Origin of the sequence: Rhodococcus ruber (assembly GCF_016804345.1) — a bacterium.
Lineage (GTDB): Bacteria > Actinomycetota > Actinomycetes > Mycobacteriales > Mycobacteriaceae > Rhodococcus > Rhodococcus ruber.
The window spans coordinates 910,110-926,187 of sequence record NZ_CP044211.1 but is presented as its reverse complement, the minus strand read 5'-3'; the positions used below and the strand labels follow the sequence as shown (position 1 = coordinate 926,187).

The following is a 16,078-nucleotide window of genomic DNA, read 5'->3' as shown; positions in this document are numbered from 1 at the left end:
GCGAGAGGCAGAAACAGAGCAAAAATAGAACAAGTTCTCTTTCGATGCCAGTGGTTCCGAAATCCGCGTCAGCTGCCGGCGCGCGACACCCCGACGGCTTCGCGCAGGAGTTCCGGCGCGCCGTCGATCGACCACACCGCTATCGCGACCGCGGCGATCGTCAGCGCCGGGCCGAGGATCGCCAGCTCGAACGCGCCGCCGGCGCGGATGGCGAGGAACCCGGGCATCCGGATCTCCCACCAGCGTTCGCCGCGCCAGGGCACGAACGGCGCGAGAAACGGGATGCCCTCCTTGGTGACGGCGTCGCCCAGGCAGTGCGTCGCGCATCCGAGCGCTACCGCCACCCCGAGGCCCACCGAACCCACCTCGCCGGGGAACCAGTTCCACATGAGCACCGACAACACCGCCGAGGTCGCGGTCACCACGAGCCACCCGTTGCGCTTGGCCCAGCCGTCCGCGAGCCCGCGCAGCGCCAGGCCGAGCGTGACGAACAGGACGGCGACGACCGCGACCCGGTCGAACCGGGCGACGAGCATGGACACCCCCGCCCCCAGCAGGGCCGCGAACAGGGCCGTGTGCGTCAGCGTGCGATGGCCACCCCGGCGGCTACGGTCACGACGGCCCTTGGTGAGCGTGTAGTAGCCGAGCGAGAGGTTGTCGATGCCGCGCGCCGCCACCTGACTGACCGGCCCGAAGGACCGCGCCACCGTCGACTGCGGGGTGTCGAGATCCGGCAGCAGGGCTGAGCCGGCGCAGACCGCGGCGAACGCGAAGGTCTCCGCCGTGGAGCCGGGTCCACCCCACTCCGGGGGCAGCACGTCGGCGACGAGGAGGCCGACCAGCGCCCCGGACACCGCGTGGGTAGGACCCATGACCATCGCTGCAGGCACCTTTCGATCGGAGAACGGACCGGTGCCAACGTAGCAATCACATCCGACACTTCAGTAACACAGGTGTTCGATCGCCCGGAACACACGAAGGGCCACCCGCGGGAACGGGTGGCCCTGAGGGAGGTACCGGCTCAGGCGAGCTGGGCCTGCCACATCCAATGCGTCTGCTCGAGACCGGCGGTCTGGGCGATGAGCAGGTCCTGCGTGACCGGGTCCGCCTCGTCCGTCGCCGCGATGCGCTCGCGCAGGCGGCCGATGACGGCCGAGAGGTTGTCGGTGATCGACGCGACGACCTGCTCGTCCTTGGTCCAACCCGCACCGAACCCCTTGGTGCCCGAGTCCTGGGCGACGGTCGTGGCCCGTCCGTCCGGGCTGACGCCGATCGCCGTGAGCCGCTCCGCCACCTCGTCGGTGTAGGTCCGGGCGGCCGTGACGATCTCGTCCAGGGCGAGGTGCAGACTGCGGAACTGGGGGCCGACGACGTTCCAGTGCGCCTGCTTGGCGATCAAGCTCAGGTCGATCATGTCGACCAGGGTGTCCTGCAGAGCATCCCCCGCGATCTTCTGCTGGTCCGGATTCAGCGTGCTGGTGATGGGTCCGGTCATGATCCGAGCTCCTATCGGTGTCGATGTGCCTCCCGGCGGCGACGGACGTCGCGCCGGTCGTACTTCGGACATACTGCCCTGTTTCAACGCCCGAGGCGGTGGCCTGGTTCCCTGCGGCCGCAGGCAACGAAGTGGACACGGGACTCCCTGTTCTCGGAGTGTCCGTGGCGGCCGTGCCCCCGCGGGCGGATGATGGAGGAAGAATCCGCACCGAGGGAGGACAAAGAGATGCAGACGGTCGTCGTGTGGATACTGGCCACCCTCCTCTACTGGTGGGGCTTGCTCTGACGCGCGGTCAGGCCCGGCCCGACCGGACACCCTCCTCGATCTTCTTTCCGAGGTCGGTGTCGACATTCGACCAGTATTCGAAGATCCGGCCGTACAACGCCTCCGAGGTTCCGCCGAGGATGTGTCCGACGATGTTGCCCACCAGCCGCTCCCGAGCGGCGTCGTCGAGCACCTCGCGCACGAGCGTGCCGGCCTGACCGAAGTCGTCGTCCTCGGCATGCCGGACGTAGCCGGCCCGTACCGCCTCGGTGCCGAACTCCCACAGACCTTCGTCGCCGGCGAGCTGCGGGTCGGCGTGCGGGCCGCCGAAGCTGTTCGGCGCATACACCGGGGTGCCCGGGTCGTTGAACGAGTACCGCATGGCGCCGTCCTGCGAGTACGAGTTCACCTCGTTCTTCGGCGCGTTGACCGGCAGCTGCGCGTGGTTCGCGCCGATGCGGTAGCGGTGCGCGTCGGCGTAGGAGAACACCCGGCCGAGCAGCATCTTGTCCGGCGACAGTCCGATGCCCGGCACGATGTTCGACGGCGCGAACGCGGCCTGCTCGATCTCGGCGAAGAAGTTGCGCGGGTTGCGGTTCAGCGTCCAGGTGCCGACCTCGATCAGCGGGTAGTCACGCTGGGACCACACCTTGGTCAGGTCGAACGGGTTGAAGCGATACCCCTCCGCCTCGGCCACGGGCATGATCTGCACCTTCAGCGTCCAGCTGGGGAACTCGCCCCGCTCGATCGCGTCGTGGAGATCGGCGCGATGGTAGTCCGGGTCGGTACCGGCGAGCCGGTCGGCTTCGGCCTGGGTGAGGAACTCGATGCCCTGGTTCGTCTTGAAGTGGTACTTGACCCAGAACCGCTCCCCTTCGGCGTTGACCCACTGGTAGGTATGGGAGCCGAAACCGTCCATGTGGCGCCAGGTTCGGGGGATGCCCCGGTCACCCATCAGCCACGTCACCTGGTGCGCGGTCTCGGGACGCAACGTCCAGAAGTCCCACTGCATGGTGTGGTCGCGCAGTCCCGAACCGGGCAGCCGCTTCTGGGAGTGGATGAAGTCGGGGAACTTGATCGGGTCCTTGACGAAGAACACCGGGGTGTTGTTGCCGACGAGGTCGTAGTTGCCGTCCCCGGTGTAGAACTTCACCGCGAATCCGCGCGGGTCACGCCACGTGTCGGGACTGCCCTGCTCCCCGGCCACCGTCGAGAACCGCACGAGGGATTCGGTTCTCGTGCCGGGCTGGAACAGCTTCGCCGCGGTGTACGCACTGACGTCGTTCGTGACGACGAGTTCGCCGAACGCGCCGCCGCCCTTGGCGTGCACGACGCGCTCCGGGACCCGTTCCCGGTTGAACTGGGCGAGCTTCTCGATCAGGTAGTGGTCGTGCAGCAGGATGGGGCCCTGCGTTCCGGCGGTGAGCGATTCGTCGTCGCTCGCGACGGGGATACCGACGCCGGTCGTGGTGGGGCGGGGATTCGTCATGGTGATCCTCCTGGGGAAGGGTGCCCGCCACACCACCGCGGGATGCGGTGGTGGCGGAGGGAAAAGCGTTGCTGAACTAGGATTCTCGACAATCGGGGCACAGACCCCAGAACGTCACTTCGGCCTCGTCGACGGCGAATCCGTGATCGTCCGAGGGCACGAGGCACGGGACCGCTCCGACGACGCAGTCGATATCGGTCACCGCGCCGCAGTTGCGGCACACCAGGTGGTGGTGGTTGTCGCCGATCCTGGTCTCGTACCGGGCGGGTGAGCCGGCGGGTTCGATGCGGCGCAGTAGCCCGGCCCCGACACACGCCTTGAGCACGTCGTACACCGCCTGCGTGGAGACGGAGCCGAGTTCGCTCCGCACCGCGACCGCGATCTCGTCCGCATCGGAATGCGGGTGCGCGGCAACCGCGCCGAGCACGGCAACGCGCGGAGCAGTCACCCGCAGACCCGCGGCGCGCAGTTGCGCCGGGATGTCGACAGGCTCGTCCGTTCGGTGCATGACCCCAGTATGCCCCTTTTCTGGAATAGGTCAAGAAAACGGGCGGGATCGGTCCGTGCACGATCCCCCCGATTCCGCACAACGGACCCGGCGGCCGGGTCTACTCTGCTCTCAGCCCCACTCGGACGAGGTCCGCCCCGGACCGGAACCCGCGGGGGCACGAAACCGGTGGGCTGCGCGCGCAGGCACAGGAGTACGTCGCCGAGCTCGGGGTCCACCATGCGAGAGGAGTCCCGACAGTGGTGCACCTTCGTGCGTTCGCGGTGCTCGGAGTCGTCGGTGCGACGGCGACGGCGACAGCACTCGTCCTCGGCTCGGCGGCCGGAGCCCAGAGTTCCACGGCCCTCGACGGCCCGCCGCACCCGGTCGGCAACGGATCGGCCCACACGTACGTCACCGTCGGCCCCGACGGCACTCCCACCGCGATCGGCGTCCGCCTCGACGCGGCCGCACTCGACGGCCTCACGAGCGGTCTGCTGCCCACCACCGAGGCCTACGTCCTCGACGTGCCCGCCGGGGCGCCGGACACCGTCGTCGACCACGTCACGCTGGACTGGAACTCGCACGGCCACAATCCGGAGCACGGGTTCGACCAGCCGCACTTCGACGTGCACTTCTACCTCGTGGACACCGCGACGGTGGAATCGATCCACCCGTTCGTCCCCGGTTATCTCGAACGGGCCGCGAAGCTGCCAGACCCGAAGTATCTGCCGGAAGGCTACGCACCGTCGGACCCCCAGCCGATTCTCGGCACCGTCGCCAAGATGGGACTGCACTGGCTCGACACCACCGAGCCGCACGGGCACTTCACGGAAACGGTCCTGCAGGGTTCGTGGGACGGCCGGCACATCTTCATCGAGCCGATGATGACCAGGGACTGGCTCGCCTCCCGTCCCGACCTGCACGAGGACCTGCGCCAGCCGAGCGCGTACCAGCAGTCCGGCTACTACCCCACCACCTACTCCGTGACGTGGGACGACGCGGCCGGGCAGTACGTCGTCGAGCTCGGCGGGCTCACGATGCGCGAGGCGTCGTGAGCCCGGCGCCGCCCGTCAGCGCACCGTCCGGGCCGGCCCGATGCTCATCCGGCCCGAGGTGATCACGATGCCGTGGTGTGCCCCCGGCAGCAACCACTGCCCGAGCGTCGGGCCCTGCGCCTCGACGCGGACCCGCGCGTAGCGGAACCGCCCCCGCAGCCGCGCCGTGGCCCGGGCCTGACTGCCGTCCGGTTCGGGCTGGGCGAATGCCAGTCCGCCGACGATCGGCAGTTCGGGACCACGCGGGGACGCGTCGGTGTCCACCTTCCACGTGTGGCCCGTGGCCGAGAACCGGCCGGTGACGTCGCCGTCGAACGAGGCGAGCACCTTCGGCAGGTGCCAGTGCTCGCGGCCGCCGTGCACGGACGCCTCGGAGTCCACGGCGATGAACGGCACCGCCATCGCCGGGATCAGGACCGGGCGCAGGACGGGACTGGCGAGCACCTCACGGTAGGGACCGACGGGCGAGTCGAGATAGTCCACCACCATCGCGAGGGTGAACGGCAGGGTCCGGCCACCGGGGCCGAACTGCGCCGCCCCGGGCGCGCTGCGATGCCACCACAGGGCCGCGCGCGCCTGCGCCGACCAGGGTGGCGGGGCGGACGTCGGCCAGTCGGTGCGTTCGTCGGTGCTCTCAGGCACGCTCCACAACACGGGCGGCCTCCTCTCGTCGGACGGGATGAATCGGCAGGCGCAGCGCCCCGGGCGCGGAGTCCGGAACGCTGGGTCGCACCGGTCGCACGGCGGTGACCGGCACGTAACCGGAGCCGGGCGCCGGACGGGGATCGGCCTCGCCCTTGTTGGGCCACAACGCCATCGCCCGCTCGGCCTGCGCCGTGATGGTGAGCGACGGGTTCACACCCAGATTGGCACTGACGACCGATCCGTCCACGACGTGCAGACCGTCGTGACCGTAGACGCGCAGGTAGGGGTCGACGACACCGGACTCGGGCGAATCCCCGATCACGCATCCGCCGAGGAAGTGCGCGGTCATGGGGATGTCGACCAGGTCCGCGATCGATCCGCCCGCGTCGCCGCCGATCTTGTCGGCGACCCGCCGGATGGCCTCGTGCCCCACCGGGATCCATTCCGGCGGTGGCGCGCCGGGTCCGCGGCGGCTCGTGAGCCGGCGCCCGAGGATACCGCGCTTGCTCGCCAGTTCGAGGGAGTTGTCGTCGGTCTGCATGACCAGTGCGATCACGGTCCGCTCGGACCAGCGCCGCACCGACAGGGTGCGCAGGAACGCCGCGGGATTGCGGGCCGCCACGGCGAAGAACTTCGCCAACCGCGGTGTCCGGCCGCCGCCGTCGACCAGCAGGGCCTGCAGGAGGCCGATAGCGTTGCTGCCCTTGCCGTACCGCACCGGTTCGATGTGGGTGTGGTCGTCCGGGTGGAAGGAGGCGGTGATCGCGATACCGCGGGAGTAGTCCACGGTGCGGTCCTGTGCCGTCGCGGCGAGCACCGCTTCGGAATTGGTGCGCACCACTGTGCCCAGCCGCGGCGACAACCGCGGCAGGGCACCGGTCTCCCGCATCGCGAGCAGCAGCCGCGACGTGCCGTAAGTGCCCGCGGCGAGCACCACCTGGTCGGCGGTGTATACGTCGTGGCGCTTGCGGATCCGGTTCGTGCTGCGGGTGCGGACCTCGTATCCGCCCTCGGCGCGCGGACGGACAGCAGTGACGGTGGTGAGCGGATGGATCGTCGCTCCGGCCTGCTCCGCGAGGTACAGGTAGTTCTTCACCAGGGTGTTCTTCGCGCCCACCCGGCAACCGGTCATGCAGCCGCCGCACTCGGTGCAGCCGGTCCGGGCCGGCCCGGCGCCACCGAAGAACGGGTCCGGGACCGTCTGCCCCGGTTCACCGAAGAACACCCCGACCGGCGTGGTGGTGAACGTCTCCCCCACCCCCATCTCCTCGGCCACCGAGCGCATCACTTCGTCCGCGGGGGTCGTCAGCGGATTCGGGCGCACGCCGAGCATCCGCGCGGCCTGCTCGTAGTACGGCCCGAGCTCGGCCTGCCAGTCGGTGATGTGCCCCCACTGCGGGTCCTGGAAGAAACGGGCGGGCGGGCGGTAGAGGGTGTTGGCGTAGTTGAGCGACCCGCCGCCGACGCCTGCGCCCGCCATGACCAGGACGTCGGGCAGCAGATGGATGCGCTGCACGCCGTAGCAGCCCAGCGCCGGCGCCCACAGGTACTTGCGCAGCCGCCAGCTGGTCTTCGGCAGTTCGTCGTCGGCGAAGCGCCGGCCCGCCTCGAGGATGCCGACGCGGTAACCCTTCTCGGTTGCGCGCAGTGCGGCGACACTGCCGCCGAAGCCGGATCCGACGACCAGCACGTCGTAATGGGTCATGCCGCAATCCTTTCGGCCACGGGGCGGGCCAGGTAGTTCTCGGGATCGAATTGCCGGGTCCGGGCGCGGTACCGCCAGGTGAACGTAGGCCACATCACCGAGTTCCGGCCCTTGCGGTCGAGGTACCAGCTGTCGCAGCCGCCCGCATTCCACACCGTGCCCGCGAGGGCGGGGTCGAGTTCGGCGTTGTAGGTGCGCTGCGCACCCGCAGTCACCTCGACGGTGCCCAGTTCCCGGGACCGCATGGTGCGCAGGGCATCCGCGATGTAAGTGGCTTGCGACTCGAGCATGTACACGATCGAGCTGTGCCCGAGGTTGGTGTTCGGCCCGTACATCAGGAAGAGGTTGGGGAAGCCGTGGACGGCGATGCCCAGGTAGGCACTGGGGCTGCCGTTCCAGGTCTCGGCGAGGGTACGGCCGTCGCTCCCCCGGATGTGCTGGGCCACCGGCGGTTCGGTGACGGTGAAGCCGGTCCCGAAGATGACGGCGTCGACCTCGTACTCGTTGCCGGCCTCGTCGACGACACCGTTCTCGGTGAGTGCCGTCAGCCCGGAGGCCACGACGGTGACGTCGGGCCGGGTGATCGCCGGGAACCAGTCGTTGGACAGCAGGATCCGCTTGCACATGATCCGGAACTTCGGGGTGAGCTTCGTCCGCAGCTCCGGATCGGAGACCTGCTTGTCGAGCACCGACAGCGCCCGGCGTTCGAACAGCGGCACGAGCCACCGGCGCGCGAACGGACGTGTCATCCCGACGACGTACGTCTCCTTCTGCCCGTAGACAGCCCCGCGAACGACCTTCTGGGCGAGCGGGAAACGCCGGTAGAGAGCCCGCACCGGACGGGTGATGGTGTGGTCGTGCTTGGGCATGACCCACGAGGCGGTGCGCTGGAACAGCGTCAGGTGCCCGACGGTGCCGACGATGGCGGGGACGAACTGGATCGCGGAGGCACCGGTGCCGATCACGGCGACGCGCTTGCCGGTCAGGTCATAGTCGTGGTCCCACTGCGCCGAGTGGAACATCTTGCCGCGGAACGATTCCAGCCCCGGCACCTTCGGCAGGGTGGGGGTGGACAGCGCCCCGGTGGCCGAGACGAGCACGTCGGCGGTGAGGTCACCACGCGACGTCGCCACCATCCAGCGGGCGCTTTCGTCGTCCCACTGCGCGTCGCGCAGTGCGCACCCGAACATCGTCCGGTCGGTGACGCCCTGCTCCTTCGCGACCCGGCGCAGGTAGGCGTAGATCTCGTCCTGGGTGCCGTGGACCTTCGACCAGTCCGGTTCGGGCGCGAAGGAGAACGAGTACAGCGCGCTCGGCACGTCGCAGGCCGCACCCGGGTAGGTGTTCACCCGCCAGGTGCCGCCGACGTCGTCGCCTCGCTCGATCACGAGGACGTCGGCGCGTGGATTCTCGCGCAGGAGGGTGGCGGCCATGCCGATGCCCCCGAAGCCGGCCCCGACGACGAGCGTGTGTACGTGCGGCGGGAGGGTCTCGATGCTCACTTCATCACCAGTTCCTTCCAGACCGGGAGCAGCCGCTCCCGGATCTCACGATCGGATTCGGGGGTGCGCATCAGGGCGGCGACGGCAAGTCCGCGAGCGAGTTCGATGCTCAGGTCGATCTCGTCGGGTCCCATCCGGTCGCCCATGATCTCCAGGCAGCCGACCCGGAGCGCATCGGAGACCTTGCGCTCGAGGGGGATCACCGCCTCGTGCAGGGCGGGATCGGTCCGTGCGGCCACCCACAACTCGAGCGCGGCGTGGAACAGCGGCCCACAGAACGCGTCGGTGAGGACGTCGAGGCCGCGCTCGGGGTCCGGACTGGCCTCGAGAATCTCCGTCAGGCGCTTGTCGACGAGATGTTCGACCGCGGCGACGACGAGTGATTCCTTGGTCGGGAAGTGATGCAGTTGCGCACCCCGGGACACCCCGGCCCGCTTGGCGATCACCTGGGTGGTGGTGCGCGCGTAGCCGAGTTCGACGAGCGAGTCGACGGCCGCGTCGAGGAGTTTCGCCCGGGTCACGGCGGTGCGCTCGGCCTGTGTGCGCCCGGTGCCCGTGGATGTGGTTCGAGTCACAAGAACGGACGGTAACAGGCAATCAACAAACAGTCCAGACTGCTTGCAAATATGCGACAGGCCGACGTCGTGCCAGATGGGAGGCATGACCCCCGAAAAGCAATCGAAACTCAACCGTTGACTATTTCAATCATTATTGGTCTACTGTGATCTGCGCGACAAACGTCGCAGAAGGAGGGCCGCCGTCTCCATGAGTGCCGTGTCGCTCGAACGCACCATCTACGAATCCGACCACGATGCGTTCCGCGAAACCGCGCGACGCTTCGCCGAGCGCGAGGTCGCACCCCACCTCGAGCAGTGGGTCGGAGCGGGCCGCGTCGATCGCGAGCTCTACCGGCAGGCCGGCAAGCTCGGCCTGCTCGGTGTCGCCGTGCCGGAACGGTTCGGCGGCGGAGGCATCGACGACTTCCGGTTCGGGGCCGTGCTCATCGAGGAACTCGCCCGCGTCGGCGCCCAGGCCGTCACCATGGGGCTGTCGGGATTCAACGACCTGGTCGCGCCGTACTTCACGGCCCTCGGTACCGACGAACAGAACCACCGCTGGCTCGCCCCCATGGTCGCCGGCGAGGCGGTCGGCGCGATCGCGATGACCGAGCCCGGCGCCGGCAGCGACCTCGCCGCCGTCACCACCACCGCGATCCCCGACGGCGACCACTTCGTCCTCGACGGCAGCAAGATCTTCATTTCCAACGGCATCCTCGCCGACACGATCATCGTCGTCGCGAAGACCGATCCCGCCGCCGGGAAGAACGGGGTGAGCCTGCTCGTCGTCGAGGACGGCATGCCCGGCTTCACGAAGAACGGCCCGCTCGACAAGGTGGGCCTGTCCGCCCAGGACACCGCCGAGCTGGTGTTCGACAACGTCCGGGTACCCCGCGCCAACCTGCTCGGTGAGGAGAACAAGGGCTTCGGATACCTACGCCACAACCTGCCGCAGGAACGGCTGAGCATCGCGGTGACTTCCATGGCCCTGATGACCCGCACGTTCGAGACGGCGTTGCGCCACGCCACCGACCGCAGGGCGTTCGGGCAGCGCATCGCCGACTTCCAGGCCAACCGCTTCTACCTCGCCGAGCTGGCCACCGAGATCGAGATCGCGCAGGTGTTCGTGGACCGCTGCATCCTCGACGCCGCACACGGCCGCCTCGACGAGGTGACCGCGGCGATGGCCAAGTGGTGGGTCACCGAGCTGCATCTGAAGGTCGTGCACCGGGCCGTGCAACTGCACGGCGGCTACGGCTTCATGAAGGAGTACGCCGTCGCCCGCGACTATCTGGACTCCCGGGCCGGGACGCTCTACGGCGGCACCACGGAAATCATGAAGGAGATCGTCGGTCGCAGGCTCACCCGGCCGTAGCCGCTCCGGTCCAGAAAATCCCGAACCCCTAGGCATCGAGGAGATCCCGTGCTCAACCAAGGCACCGGTACGTGGCCGCACCGACGCGCCCGGCAGGCCCCCGACGCGGTCGCGCTCGCCTTCCGCGGCACCGGCATCACCTACCGCGAACTCGACGAGCGGGTCACCCGGCTCGCCCACGCCCTGCGTGCCCTGGGCGTCGGCCCCGGGGACCGCGTCGCGCTGCTGTCGGCGAACCACCCCGCCTATCTCGAGGTGCTGTTCGCCGCCGGTCTGCTAGGGGCGGTGTTCGTGCCACTCAACGCCCGGCTGACCACCCCCGAGGTGGAGTACTGCCTGGCCGACTCCGGTAGCACCGTCCTGGTCCATTCCGCTGCCCTCACGGACGTCGCCGAGGCCGCCGCGACCGCGGCCGGAACCACCCGGCGCGTGGTCCTCGACGGCAAGCCCGACGACCGGGCTGTCGGCTACGAGACGATCGTCGCGGCCGCCCCCACCGACCGCCTCGACGTCCCGGTCACACACGACGACCCGTGCTTCATCATGTACACCTCCGGCACGACGGGCCGGCCCAAGGGTGTCGTCCTCAGTCACGGGAACGTGGTGTTCGCGGTGATGAACCCGATCGTCGACCTCGACTTCCTCTCGGACGAGGTGGCTCTCGTCGCCGCACCCCTGTTCCACACCGCCGCATTGAACTTCGTCGCCCTGCCCACCCTGCTCAAGGGTGGCACCGTGCTCGTCGAAGAAGGTTTCGAGCCGGGCCGAATCCTGCACCTGATCGAAACCGAAAGGGTCACCTACTCGTTCGGGGTGCCCACGATGCTCGACGCGATGAGCGCCCACCCGAACTGGGACCGCACCGACCTGAGTTCGATTCGTCGCTGGATCGTCGCGGCCGCACCGGTTCCCCCGCGGACCCTCCAGACCTACACCGCCCGGGGCGTCCGCCTCTGCCAGGGGTACGGGCTGACCGAGACCGGACCGGGCGCACTGATACTCACCCCCAAGGACGCCGAACGCAAGATCGGCACCGCGGGCGCCCCGCACTTCTTCACCGACGTGCGCGTCGTCGATCCCGACGGCTCCGCGGTCACCGCCGGCGACCGCGGCGAGATCCAGATCTCCGGGCCGAATGTGATGCAGCGCTACTGGAATCGGCCCGACGCCACCGCGGACGCCTTCACCGGCGACGGCTGGTTCCGCTCCGGCGACGTGGGCGTTCCCGACGAGGACGGCTTCGTCACGATCGTCGACCGGCTCAAGGACATGATCATCTCGGGTGGGGAGAACATCTACCCCGCAGAGGTGGAGGCCGCCATCCTCGACCTGCCCGGCGTGCTCGGCTGCGCCGTCTTCGGTGTGCCCGACGAGAAATGGGGTGAGGTCGGCCGGGCGGCGGTCACCCTCGCCGACGGCGTCACCCTCACCGAGGACGAGCTGTTCGCCTTCCTCGGCGAGCGTCTCGCCAAGTACAAGATCCCCAAGTCCCTCCTCGTTCTCGACGAGATCCCCCGCAACGCCACCGGAAAGGTCCGCAAGGACACGTTGCGCGAGCAGTACGCCCACTGACCCGACTGTCACTGCAGGAGCTCACATGACCGTCACCGCATCCGCGGACATCACTGCGGCCCAGAGGAAGAAGGAAGTTCGACGCGTCGTGCTGTCGAGCTACCTGGGCAGCACGATCGAGTTCTACGATTTTCTGCTCTACGCGACCGCGGCGGCGATCGTCTTCGCCCCCGTGTTCTTCTCGGATCTGTCCCCGCTCGCCGGAACCATCGCGTCGATGGGGACGTTCGCTGCGGGTTATCTGGCCCGCCCCTTCGGTGGCATCGTCTTCGGGCACTTCGGCGACCGGTACGGCCGCAAGTCGATGCTGCTGATCTCGATGACGGTCATGGGCGTGGCATCGTTCCTCATCGGCCTCGTCCCGCCCGCGTCGGCGATCGGATCGTGGGCCGCGATCATTCTCGTGCTGCTGCGCGTGTGTCAGGGCATCGCCGTCGGCGGCGAGTGGGGTGGGGCCGCGCTCATGTCCCTCGAGCACGTCGGGGGACGGGGACGCGGCTTCGCCGCGGCGTTCACCAATGCCGGGGCTCCCACCGGTTCGCTGCTCGGCACCCTCGCCCTGGCGCTGGTGGCGCTGCTGCCCGAGGACGACTTCCTGTCGTGGGGCTGGCGCATCCCGTTCCTGCTGTCCGCGGTGATGCTGGCCGTCGGCCTGTTCGTCCGGGCCCGGGTGTCCGAGAGCCCGCTGTTCCGGGAGGCGATGGCGCGGCAGGCCGAGGTCGATGCCGCCGCCGCGGACCGGCCCACCCCGCCGATCCTGAGCATCCTGCGCCGACCGCGGAATCTGCTGCTCGTCGCCCTGGGCTGCATGGCCAGCTTCGGGATCCAGACCATGTTCACCACGTTCGCCATCGGTTACGCCTCCCACTCCGGGGTGACCCGATCGCAGGCGCTGATGGCGTTCGCCGTCTGCCAGTTCGTCGCGATCTTCACCCTGCTCGGGTTCGCCCGCCTCTCCGACCGCGTCGGCCGGCGCCCGGTGATGCTCTTCGGCCTCGGCGCGTTCGTCGTGCTGATCGTGCCGATCCTGGTGCTGCTGTCGTCCGGCAACGTCGCGCTGGTGACGCTCGGGTTCGTGCTCGGTTTCGGCGTCTGCCAGTCCGCGACCTACGGTCCGATGGCGGCGTACATCGCCGAGCAGTTCGGCACCGCAGCCCGGTACACCGGCGCCTCGCTCGGCTACCAGGGCGCGACGTTGCTCGGCGCGGGCTTCACCCCGGTGATCCTCGCGTCGCTGCAGGCGGCCGCCGGCGGCGGCACCGGACTCGTCGCGGCGTTCATGATCGGCCTGGCAGTGCTGAGCGCGGTGTTCATCCTCCTGGCGAAGGAGAGCAAGGACCGTGATCTGAGCACCTACGAGCACTGATCCACGAAACTCCGAGGGCGCGCAGGGCATCCCTGCGTGCCCTCGGAGTTTCCGCCCCCGGTCGGCGTCGCGTCGGCCGGTGCTCCGGATACGCCCGCGCCGAAGTCTCCACCGCCTCGGAGAACCGCTCGAACGCCGCCTCGAGTGGCCGGATATTCGGGTGCGTACCGCCGATTCGGTGACCACAATGGGACGGCATCGACGGACGAAGGAGACGCAATGGTGCAGCCACGGTCCCGGGAGTTCGCGCAGGTCGACGTGTTCGCCGCCGAACCGTACCGGGGGAACCCGGTCGCGGTGGTTCTCGACGGCGCCGGCATCCCGGACGAGGCGATGGCGCAGTTCGCGGCGTGGACGAACCTGTCCGAGACCACGTTCGTCCTTCCCCCGACGACCGCCGGGGCCGACTACCGGCTACGCATCTTCACCCCGGCCGCGGAGATCCCGTTCGCCGGTCACCCCACCCTCGGCTCGGCGCACGCGTGGCTCGAGGCCGGCGGGGTGCCGAACAGCCCGGGTCTGCTCGTTCAGGAGTGCGGAGCCGGACTCGTCGCGCTGCGCCGCGGCGACGAGTCCCTGGCGTTCCGGGCTCCCGAACCGGTCCGTCGCGGCGACCTCGACGACGAGCACCTGGCCCGGATCGCGCGGGGGCTCGGGATCGACCGTGCGCGAATCGTGGCGCACAACTGGGTCGACAACGGACCCGGCTGGGCCGCGGTCCTGCTCGGGTCCGCGCAGGAGGTGCTCGACCTCGAACCCGACGACCAGCACATGCGCGATCTCGTCCTCGGCGTCGTCGGTCCCTACCCGCCGGGATCGCCGCTGCAGTTCGAGGTGCGCGCCTTCGCGGCGCCCGTGGGCGTCAGGGAAGACCCGGTGACGGGCAGCCTCAACGCCGGCCTGGCCCAGTGGCTGATCGGTGCCGGCCTCGCGCCGGCCGACTACCGGGCGAGTCAGGGCACTCGCGTCGGCCGCCGCGGCATCGTGACCGTGCATTCGTCCGGCGACGAGGTGTGGATCGGAGGACGCAGCACGACGTGCATCCGGGGCGCCGTGCACCTGTAGGGCACCGGTCTCGGGACGGGGTCTCCCGTCGTCTCCGTGCGACTACGCCGACAGCGCTCGGGCCAGATCGTCGGGGACCGGCATCGGCGTGGTCAGTCCGGCGGCGACCCGTCCGATGTTGCCTTCGGGATACCGGCCGGTCATCGAACCGGGGGCAGCCACGAGGATCCGCACGACCTGCCCGAAAGCCTCGCGGCGGTCACGGCAGCGCAGGGCCAGGGCGAGCATCGCGGCGTGGTTGCAGGTGTGCAGCCACGGGTCCGGCTGCGAGAGGATGTGTGCGCGTTCGAGATGGCGCCACCGCTGTTGCGGGTCGACGGCGGTTCTCGACGCCGTCATCTCCTGTCGGTAGAGGGCTCGGGCAGTGGCACCGATACGAGGCATCATCGATCCTTCGGTTCAGGAGGGGTTCGGCAACAATCGCATTCGGATCCGCAGCAGCATTCCGGCGCGTCATCGGTCACCACTGCGGGTACTGGACAGCAGGTTCGGCCCCTCCAGGCTTCGAGTCCTTCCCGCACCGCGAAGACCGCAATGACGAGTGCCGCGACCGGATCGGCCCACGACAGACCGAATGCGCTGTTGAGTACCAGCCCGATCAGCAGCACGGCCGAGAGGTACGTGCACAGCAGCGTCTGCTTCGAATCGGCCACGGCGGAGGCGGATCCGAGTTCGCGCCCGGTACGCCGCTGAGCCCAGGACAACACGGGCATGATCACCAGGCTCGCCGCGGCCAGCGCGATCCCGACCGGCGAGTGCCGGGCTTCGCCGATCCCGAGCAGCGATCGGATCGAGTCGACGCCGACATACAGGGCGAGCCCGAAGAACGAGAACGCGATGATCCGCAGCGTGGCCTTCTCGCGGGCTTCCGGATCTCGGCCGGCGAACTGCCAGGCCACCGCGGCGGCGGAGGACACCTCGATCAGCGAATCGAGCCCGAACCCGATCAGCGCCGTCGACGACGCCCGCGCGCCCTCGGTCAATGCGACGCTCGCTTCGACGATGTTGTACGCGATCGTCGCGGTCACCAGCAGCCGGATCCGTTTCGTGAGCACGGCCCTGCGCGGCGCCGACGGCGCGGGGGCGTGTGGCCGCGCGGACATCAGCAGCAGTCCTCGGCCGCGGCGGCGGGACAACACGAGGGGTCCACCGTCAGGACCAGGTCGAGCAGGTCGTCGAGTGCGTGCCCGATCCGGCGATCGGCGAGTTCGTAACGATTGCGCCGGCCTTCGGGCACCGCGACGACGAGACCGCACCCACGCAGGCACGCCAGGTGGTTCGAGAGGATCTGCCGGCTGACGCCGATCGCCTCGGCCAGTTCCGAGGGATAACCCGGGCCACGCCGCAGGGTCAGCAGAATCCGTGTCCGGGTCGGATCCGAGAGGGCATGACCGAACCGGGACAGCGCGTCGTGATGCTCCACCGTCTCCACGACCTCGAATGTACATCGAATCCTGTATTCAGGAAATGATGTATCGAATCGCCGTCCGCGAGG

At 69.2% G+C, this 16,078-nt stretch carries 16 protein-coding genes; 5 read left to right on the top strand and 11 right to left on the bottom strand.

Annotated elements, in window-relative coordinates; translation table 11 throughout:
* Positions 1–68 precede the first annotated feature (68 nt).
* From F1734_RS04335 to F1734_RS04320, 4 genes are all read right to left on the bottom strand, one after another.
* Positions 69–878 (bottom strand): metal-dependent hydrolase, encoded by an 810-nt coding sequence (locus F1734_RS04335; protein ID WP_010594996.1) that lies wholly within the window; start codon positions 876–878, stop codon positions 69–71.
* A gap of 143 nt (positions 879–1,021) precedes the next feature.
* Complete coding sequence (locus F1734_RS04330) at positions 1,022–1,495, bottom strand: Dps family protein (protein WP_010594995.1); 474 nt, start codon at positions 1,493–1,495, stop codon at positions 1,022–1,024.
* 295 nt (positions 1,496–1,790) lie between these two features.
* The gene (locus tag F1734_RS04325) at positions 1,791–3,251 is read right to left on the bottom strand and encodes a catalase (RefSeq protein ID WP_048774222.1); all 1,461 of its coding nucleotides are present in this window, start codon (positions 3,249–3,251) and stop codon (positions 1,791–1,793) included.
* Positions 3,252–3,327: 76 nt separating this feature from the next.
* Complete coding sequence (locus tag F1734_RS04320) at positions 3,328–3,759, bottom strand: Fur family transcriptional regulator (protein ID WP_010594993.1); 432 nt, start codon at positions 3,757–3,759, stop codon at positions 3,328–3,330.
* A gap of 239 nt (positions 3,760–3,998) precedes the next feature.
* On the opposite strand from F1734_RS04320, the gene F1734_RS04315 reads away from it, so the two are divergent.
* Entirely contained in the window at positions 3,999–4,796 is a 798-nt protein-coding gene (locus tag F1734_RS04315; RefSeq protein WP_203011384.1) for a DUF5602 domain-containing protein, read from the top strand.
* Between the two features lie 15 nt (positions 4,797–4,811).
* Here the strand turns inward: F1734_RS04315 and F1734_RS04310 are convergent, their stop codons facing one another.
* The 4 genes from F1734_RS04310 to F1734_RS04295 are packed head-to-tail and all read right to left on the bottom strand — an operon-like array spanning position 4,812 to position 9,223.
* A complete protein-coding gene (locus tag F1734_RS04310; protein WP_010594989.1) occupies positions 4,812–5,438 on the bottom strand; it encodes an acetoacetate decarboxylase family protein in 627 nt (208 codons plus the stop codon).
* Positions 5,431–7,146 (bottom strand): FAD-dependent oxidoreductase, encoded by a 1,716-nt coding sequence (locus F1734_RS04305; RefSeq protein ID WP_203011383.1) that lies wholly within the window; start codon positions 7,144–7,146, stop codon positions 5,431–5,433. The genes F1734_RS04310 and F1734_RS04305 overlap by 8 nt, the downstream gene beginning before the upstream one ends.
* Positions 7,143–8,648: a flavin-containing monooxygenase gene (locus F1734_RS04300; protein ID WP_203011382.1), complete on the bottom strand. Its 1,506-nt coding sequence runs from the start codon at positions 8,646–8,648 to the stop codon at positions 7,143–7,145. Before F1734_RS04300 ends, F1734_RS04305 begins: the two co-directional genes overlap by 4 nt.
* Positions 8,645–9,223, bottom strand: a complete 579-nt coding sequence (locus tag F1734_RS04295; RefSeq protein WP_059175027.1) for a TetR/AcrR family transcriptional regulator — start codon at positions 9,221–9,223, stop codon at positions 8,645–8,647. The genes F1734_RS04300 and F1734_RS04295 overlap by 4 nt, the downstream gene beginning before the upstream one ends.
* Before the next feature lie 190 nt (positions 9,224–9,413).
* On the opposite strand from F1734_RS04295, the gene F1734_RS04290 reads away from it, so the two are divergent.
* The 4 genes from F1734_RS04290 to F1734_RS04275 all read left to right on the top strand — a co-directional run bounded on the left by F1734_RS04290 (position 9,414) and on the right by F1734_RS04275 (position 14,583).
* A complete protein-coding gene (locus F1734_RS04290; protein ID WP_203011381.1) occupies positions 9,414–10,580 on the top strand; it encodes an acyl-CoA dehydrogenase family protein in 1,167 nt (388 codons plus the stop codon).
* A gap of 48 nt (positions 10,581–10,628) precedes the next feature.
* The gene (locus F1734_RS04285) at positions 10,629–12,152 is read left to right on the top strand and encodes an acyl-CoA synthetase (RefSeq protein ID WP_203011380.1); all 1,524 of its coding nucleotides are present in this window, start codon (positions 10,629–10,631) and stop codon (positions 12,150–12,152) included.
* Positions 12,153–12,177: 25 nt separating this feature from the next.
* The gene (locus F1734_RS04280; RefSeq protein ID WP_003935300.1) at positions 12,178–13,518 is read left to right on the top strand and encodes an MFS transporter; all 1,341 of its coding nucleotides are present in this window, start codon (positions 12,178–12,180) and stop codon (positions 13,516–13,518) included.
* 219 nt (positions 13,519–13,737) lie between these two features.
* A complete protein-coding gene (locus F1734_RS04275) occupies positions 13,738–14,583 on the top strand; it encodes a PhzF family phenazine biosynthesis protein (RefSeq protein ID WP_203011379.1) in 846 nt (281 codons plus the stop codon).
* A 42-nt stretch (positions 14,584–14,625) separates the two neighbouring features.
* On the opposite strand, the gene F1734_RS04270 is transcribed toward F1734_RS04275, so the two are convergent.
* The 3 genes from F1734_RS04270 to F1734_RS04260 are packed head-to-tail and all read right to left on the bottom strand — an operon-like array spanning position 14,626 to position 16,015.
* Positions 14,626–14,967: a DUF3703 domain-containing protein gene (locus F1734_RS04270; RefSeq protein ID WP_010594981.1), complete on the bottom strand. Its 342-nt coding sequence runs from the start codon at positions 14,965–14,967 to the stop codon at positions 14,626–14,628.
* Positions 14,967–15,686 (bottom strand): cation diffusion facilitator family transporter, encoded by a 720-nt coding sequence (locus F1734_RS04265; protein ID WP_010594980.1) that lies wholly within the window; start codon positions 15,684–15,686, stop codon positions 14,967–14,969. Before F1734_RS04265 ends, F1734_RS04270 begins: the two co-directional genes overlap by 1 nt.
* Positions 15,686–16,015: an ArsR/SmtB family transcription factor gene (locus F1734_RS04260; RefSeq protein WP_010594979.1), complete on the bottom strand. Its 330-nt coding sequence runs from the start codon at positions 16,013–16,015 to the stop codon at positions 15,686–15,688. Before F1734_RS04260 ends, F1734_RS04265 begins: the two co-directional genes overlap by 1 nt.
* Positions 16,016–16,078: the final 63 nt, after the last annotated feature.

What these genes read in the sequence shown, in the direction of transcription:
- F1734_RS04330 (WP_010594995.1), bottom strand. Translation starts at nt 1,495, where the DNA reads ATGACCGGACCCATCACCAGCACGCTGAATCCGGACCAGCAGAAGATC.
- F1734_RS04290 (WP_203011381.1), top strand. Translation starts at nt 9,414, where the DNA reads ATGAGTGCCGTGTCGCTCGAACGCACCATCTACGAATCCGACCACGAT.
- F1734_RS04275 (WP_203011379.1), top strand. Translation starts at nt 13,738, where the DNA reads ATGGTGCAGCCACGGTCCCGGGAGTTCGCGCAGGTCGACGTGTTCGCC.
- F1734_RS04320 (WP_010594993.1), bottom strand. Translation starts at nt 3,759, where the DNA reads ATGCACCGAACGGACGAGCCTGTCGACATCCCGGCGCAACTGCGCGCC.
- F1734_RS04265 (WP_010594980.1), bottom strand. Translation starts at nt 15,686, where the DNA reads ATGTCCGCGCGGCCACACGCCCCCGCGCCGTCGGCGCCGCGCAGGGCC.
- F1734_RS04305 (WP_203011383.1), bottom strand. Translation starts at nt 7,146, where the DNA reads ATGACCCATTACGACGTGCTGGTCGTCGGATCCGGCTTCGGCGGCAGT.
- F1734_RS04280 (WP_003935300.1), top strand. Translation starts at nt 12,178, where the DNA reads ATGACCGTCACCGCATCCGCGGACATCACTGCGGCCCAGAGGAAGAAG.
- F1734_RS04335 (WP_010594996.1), bottom strand. Translation starts at nt 878, where the DNA reads ATGGTCATGGGTCCTACCCACGCGGTGTCCGGGGCGCTGGTCGGCCTC.
- F1734_RS04270 (WP_010594981.1), bottom strand. Translation starts at nt 14,967, where the DNA reads ATGCCTCGTATCGGTGCCACTGCCCGAGCCCTCTACCGACAGGAGATG.
- F1734_RS04325 (WP_048774222.1), bottom strand. Translation starts at nt 3,251, where the DNA reads ATGACGAATCCCCGCCCCACCACGACCGGCGTCGGTATCCCCGTCGCG.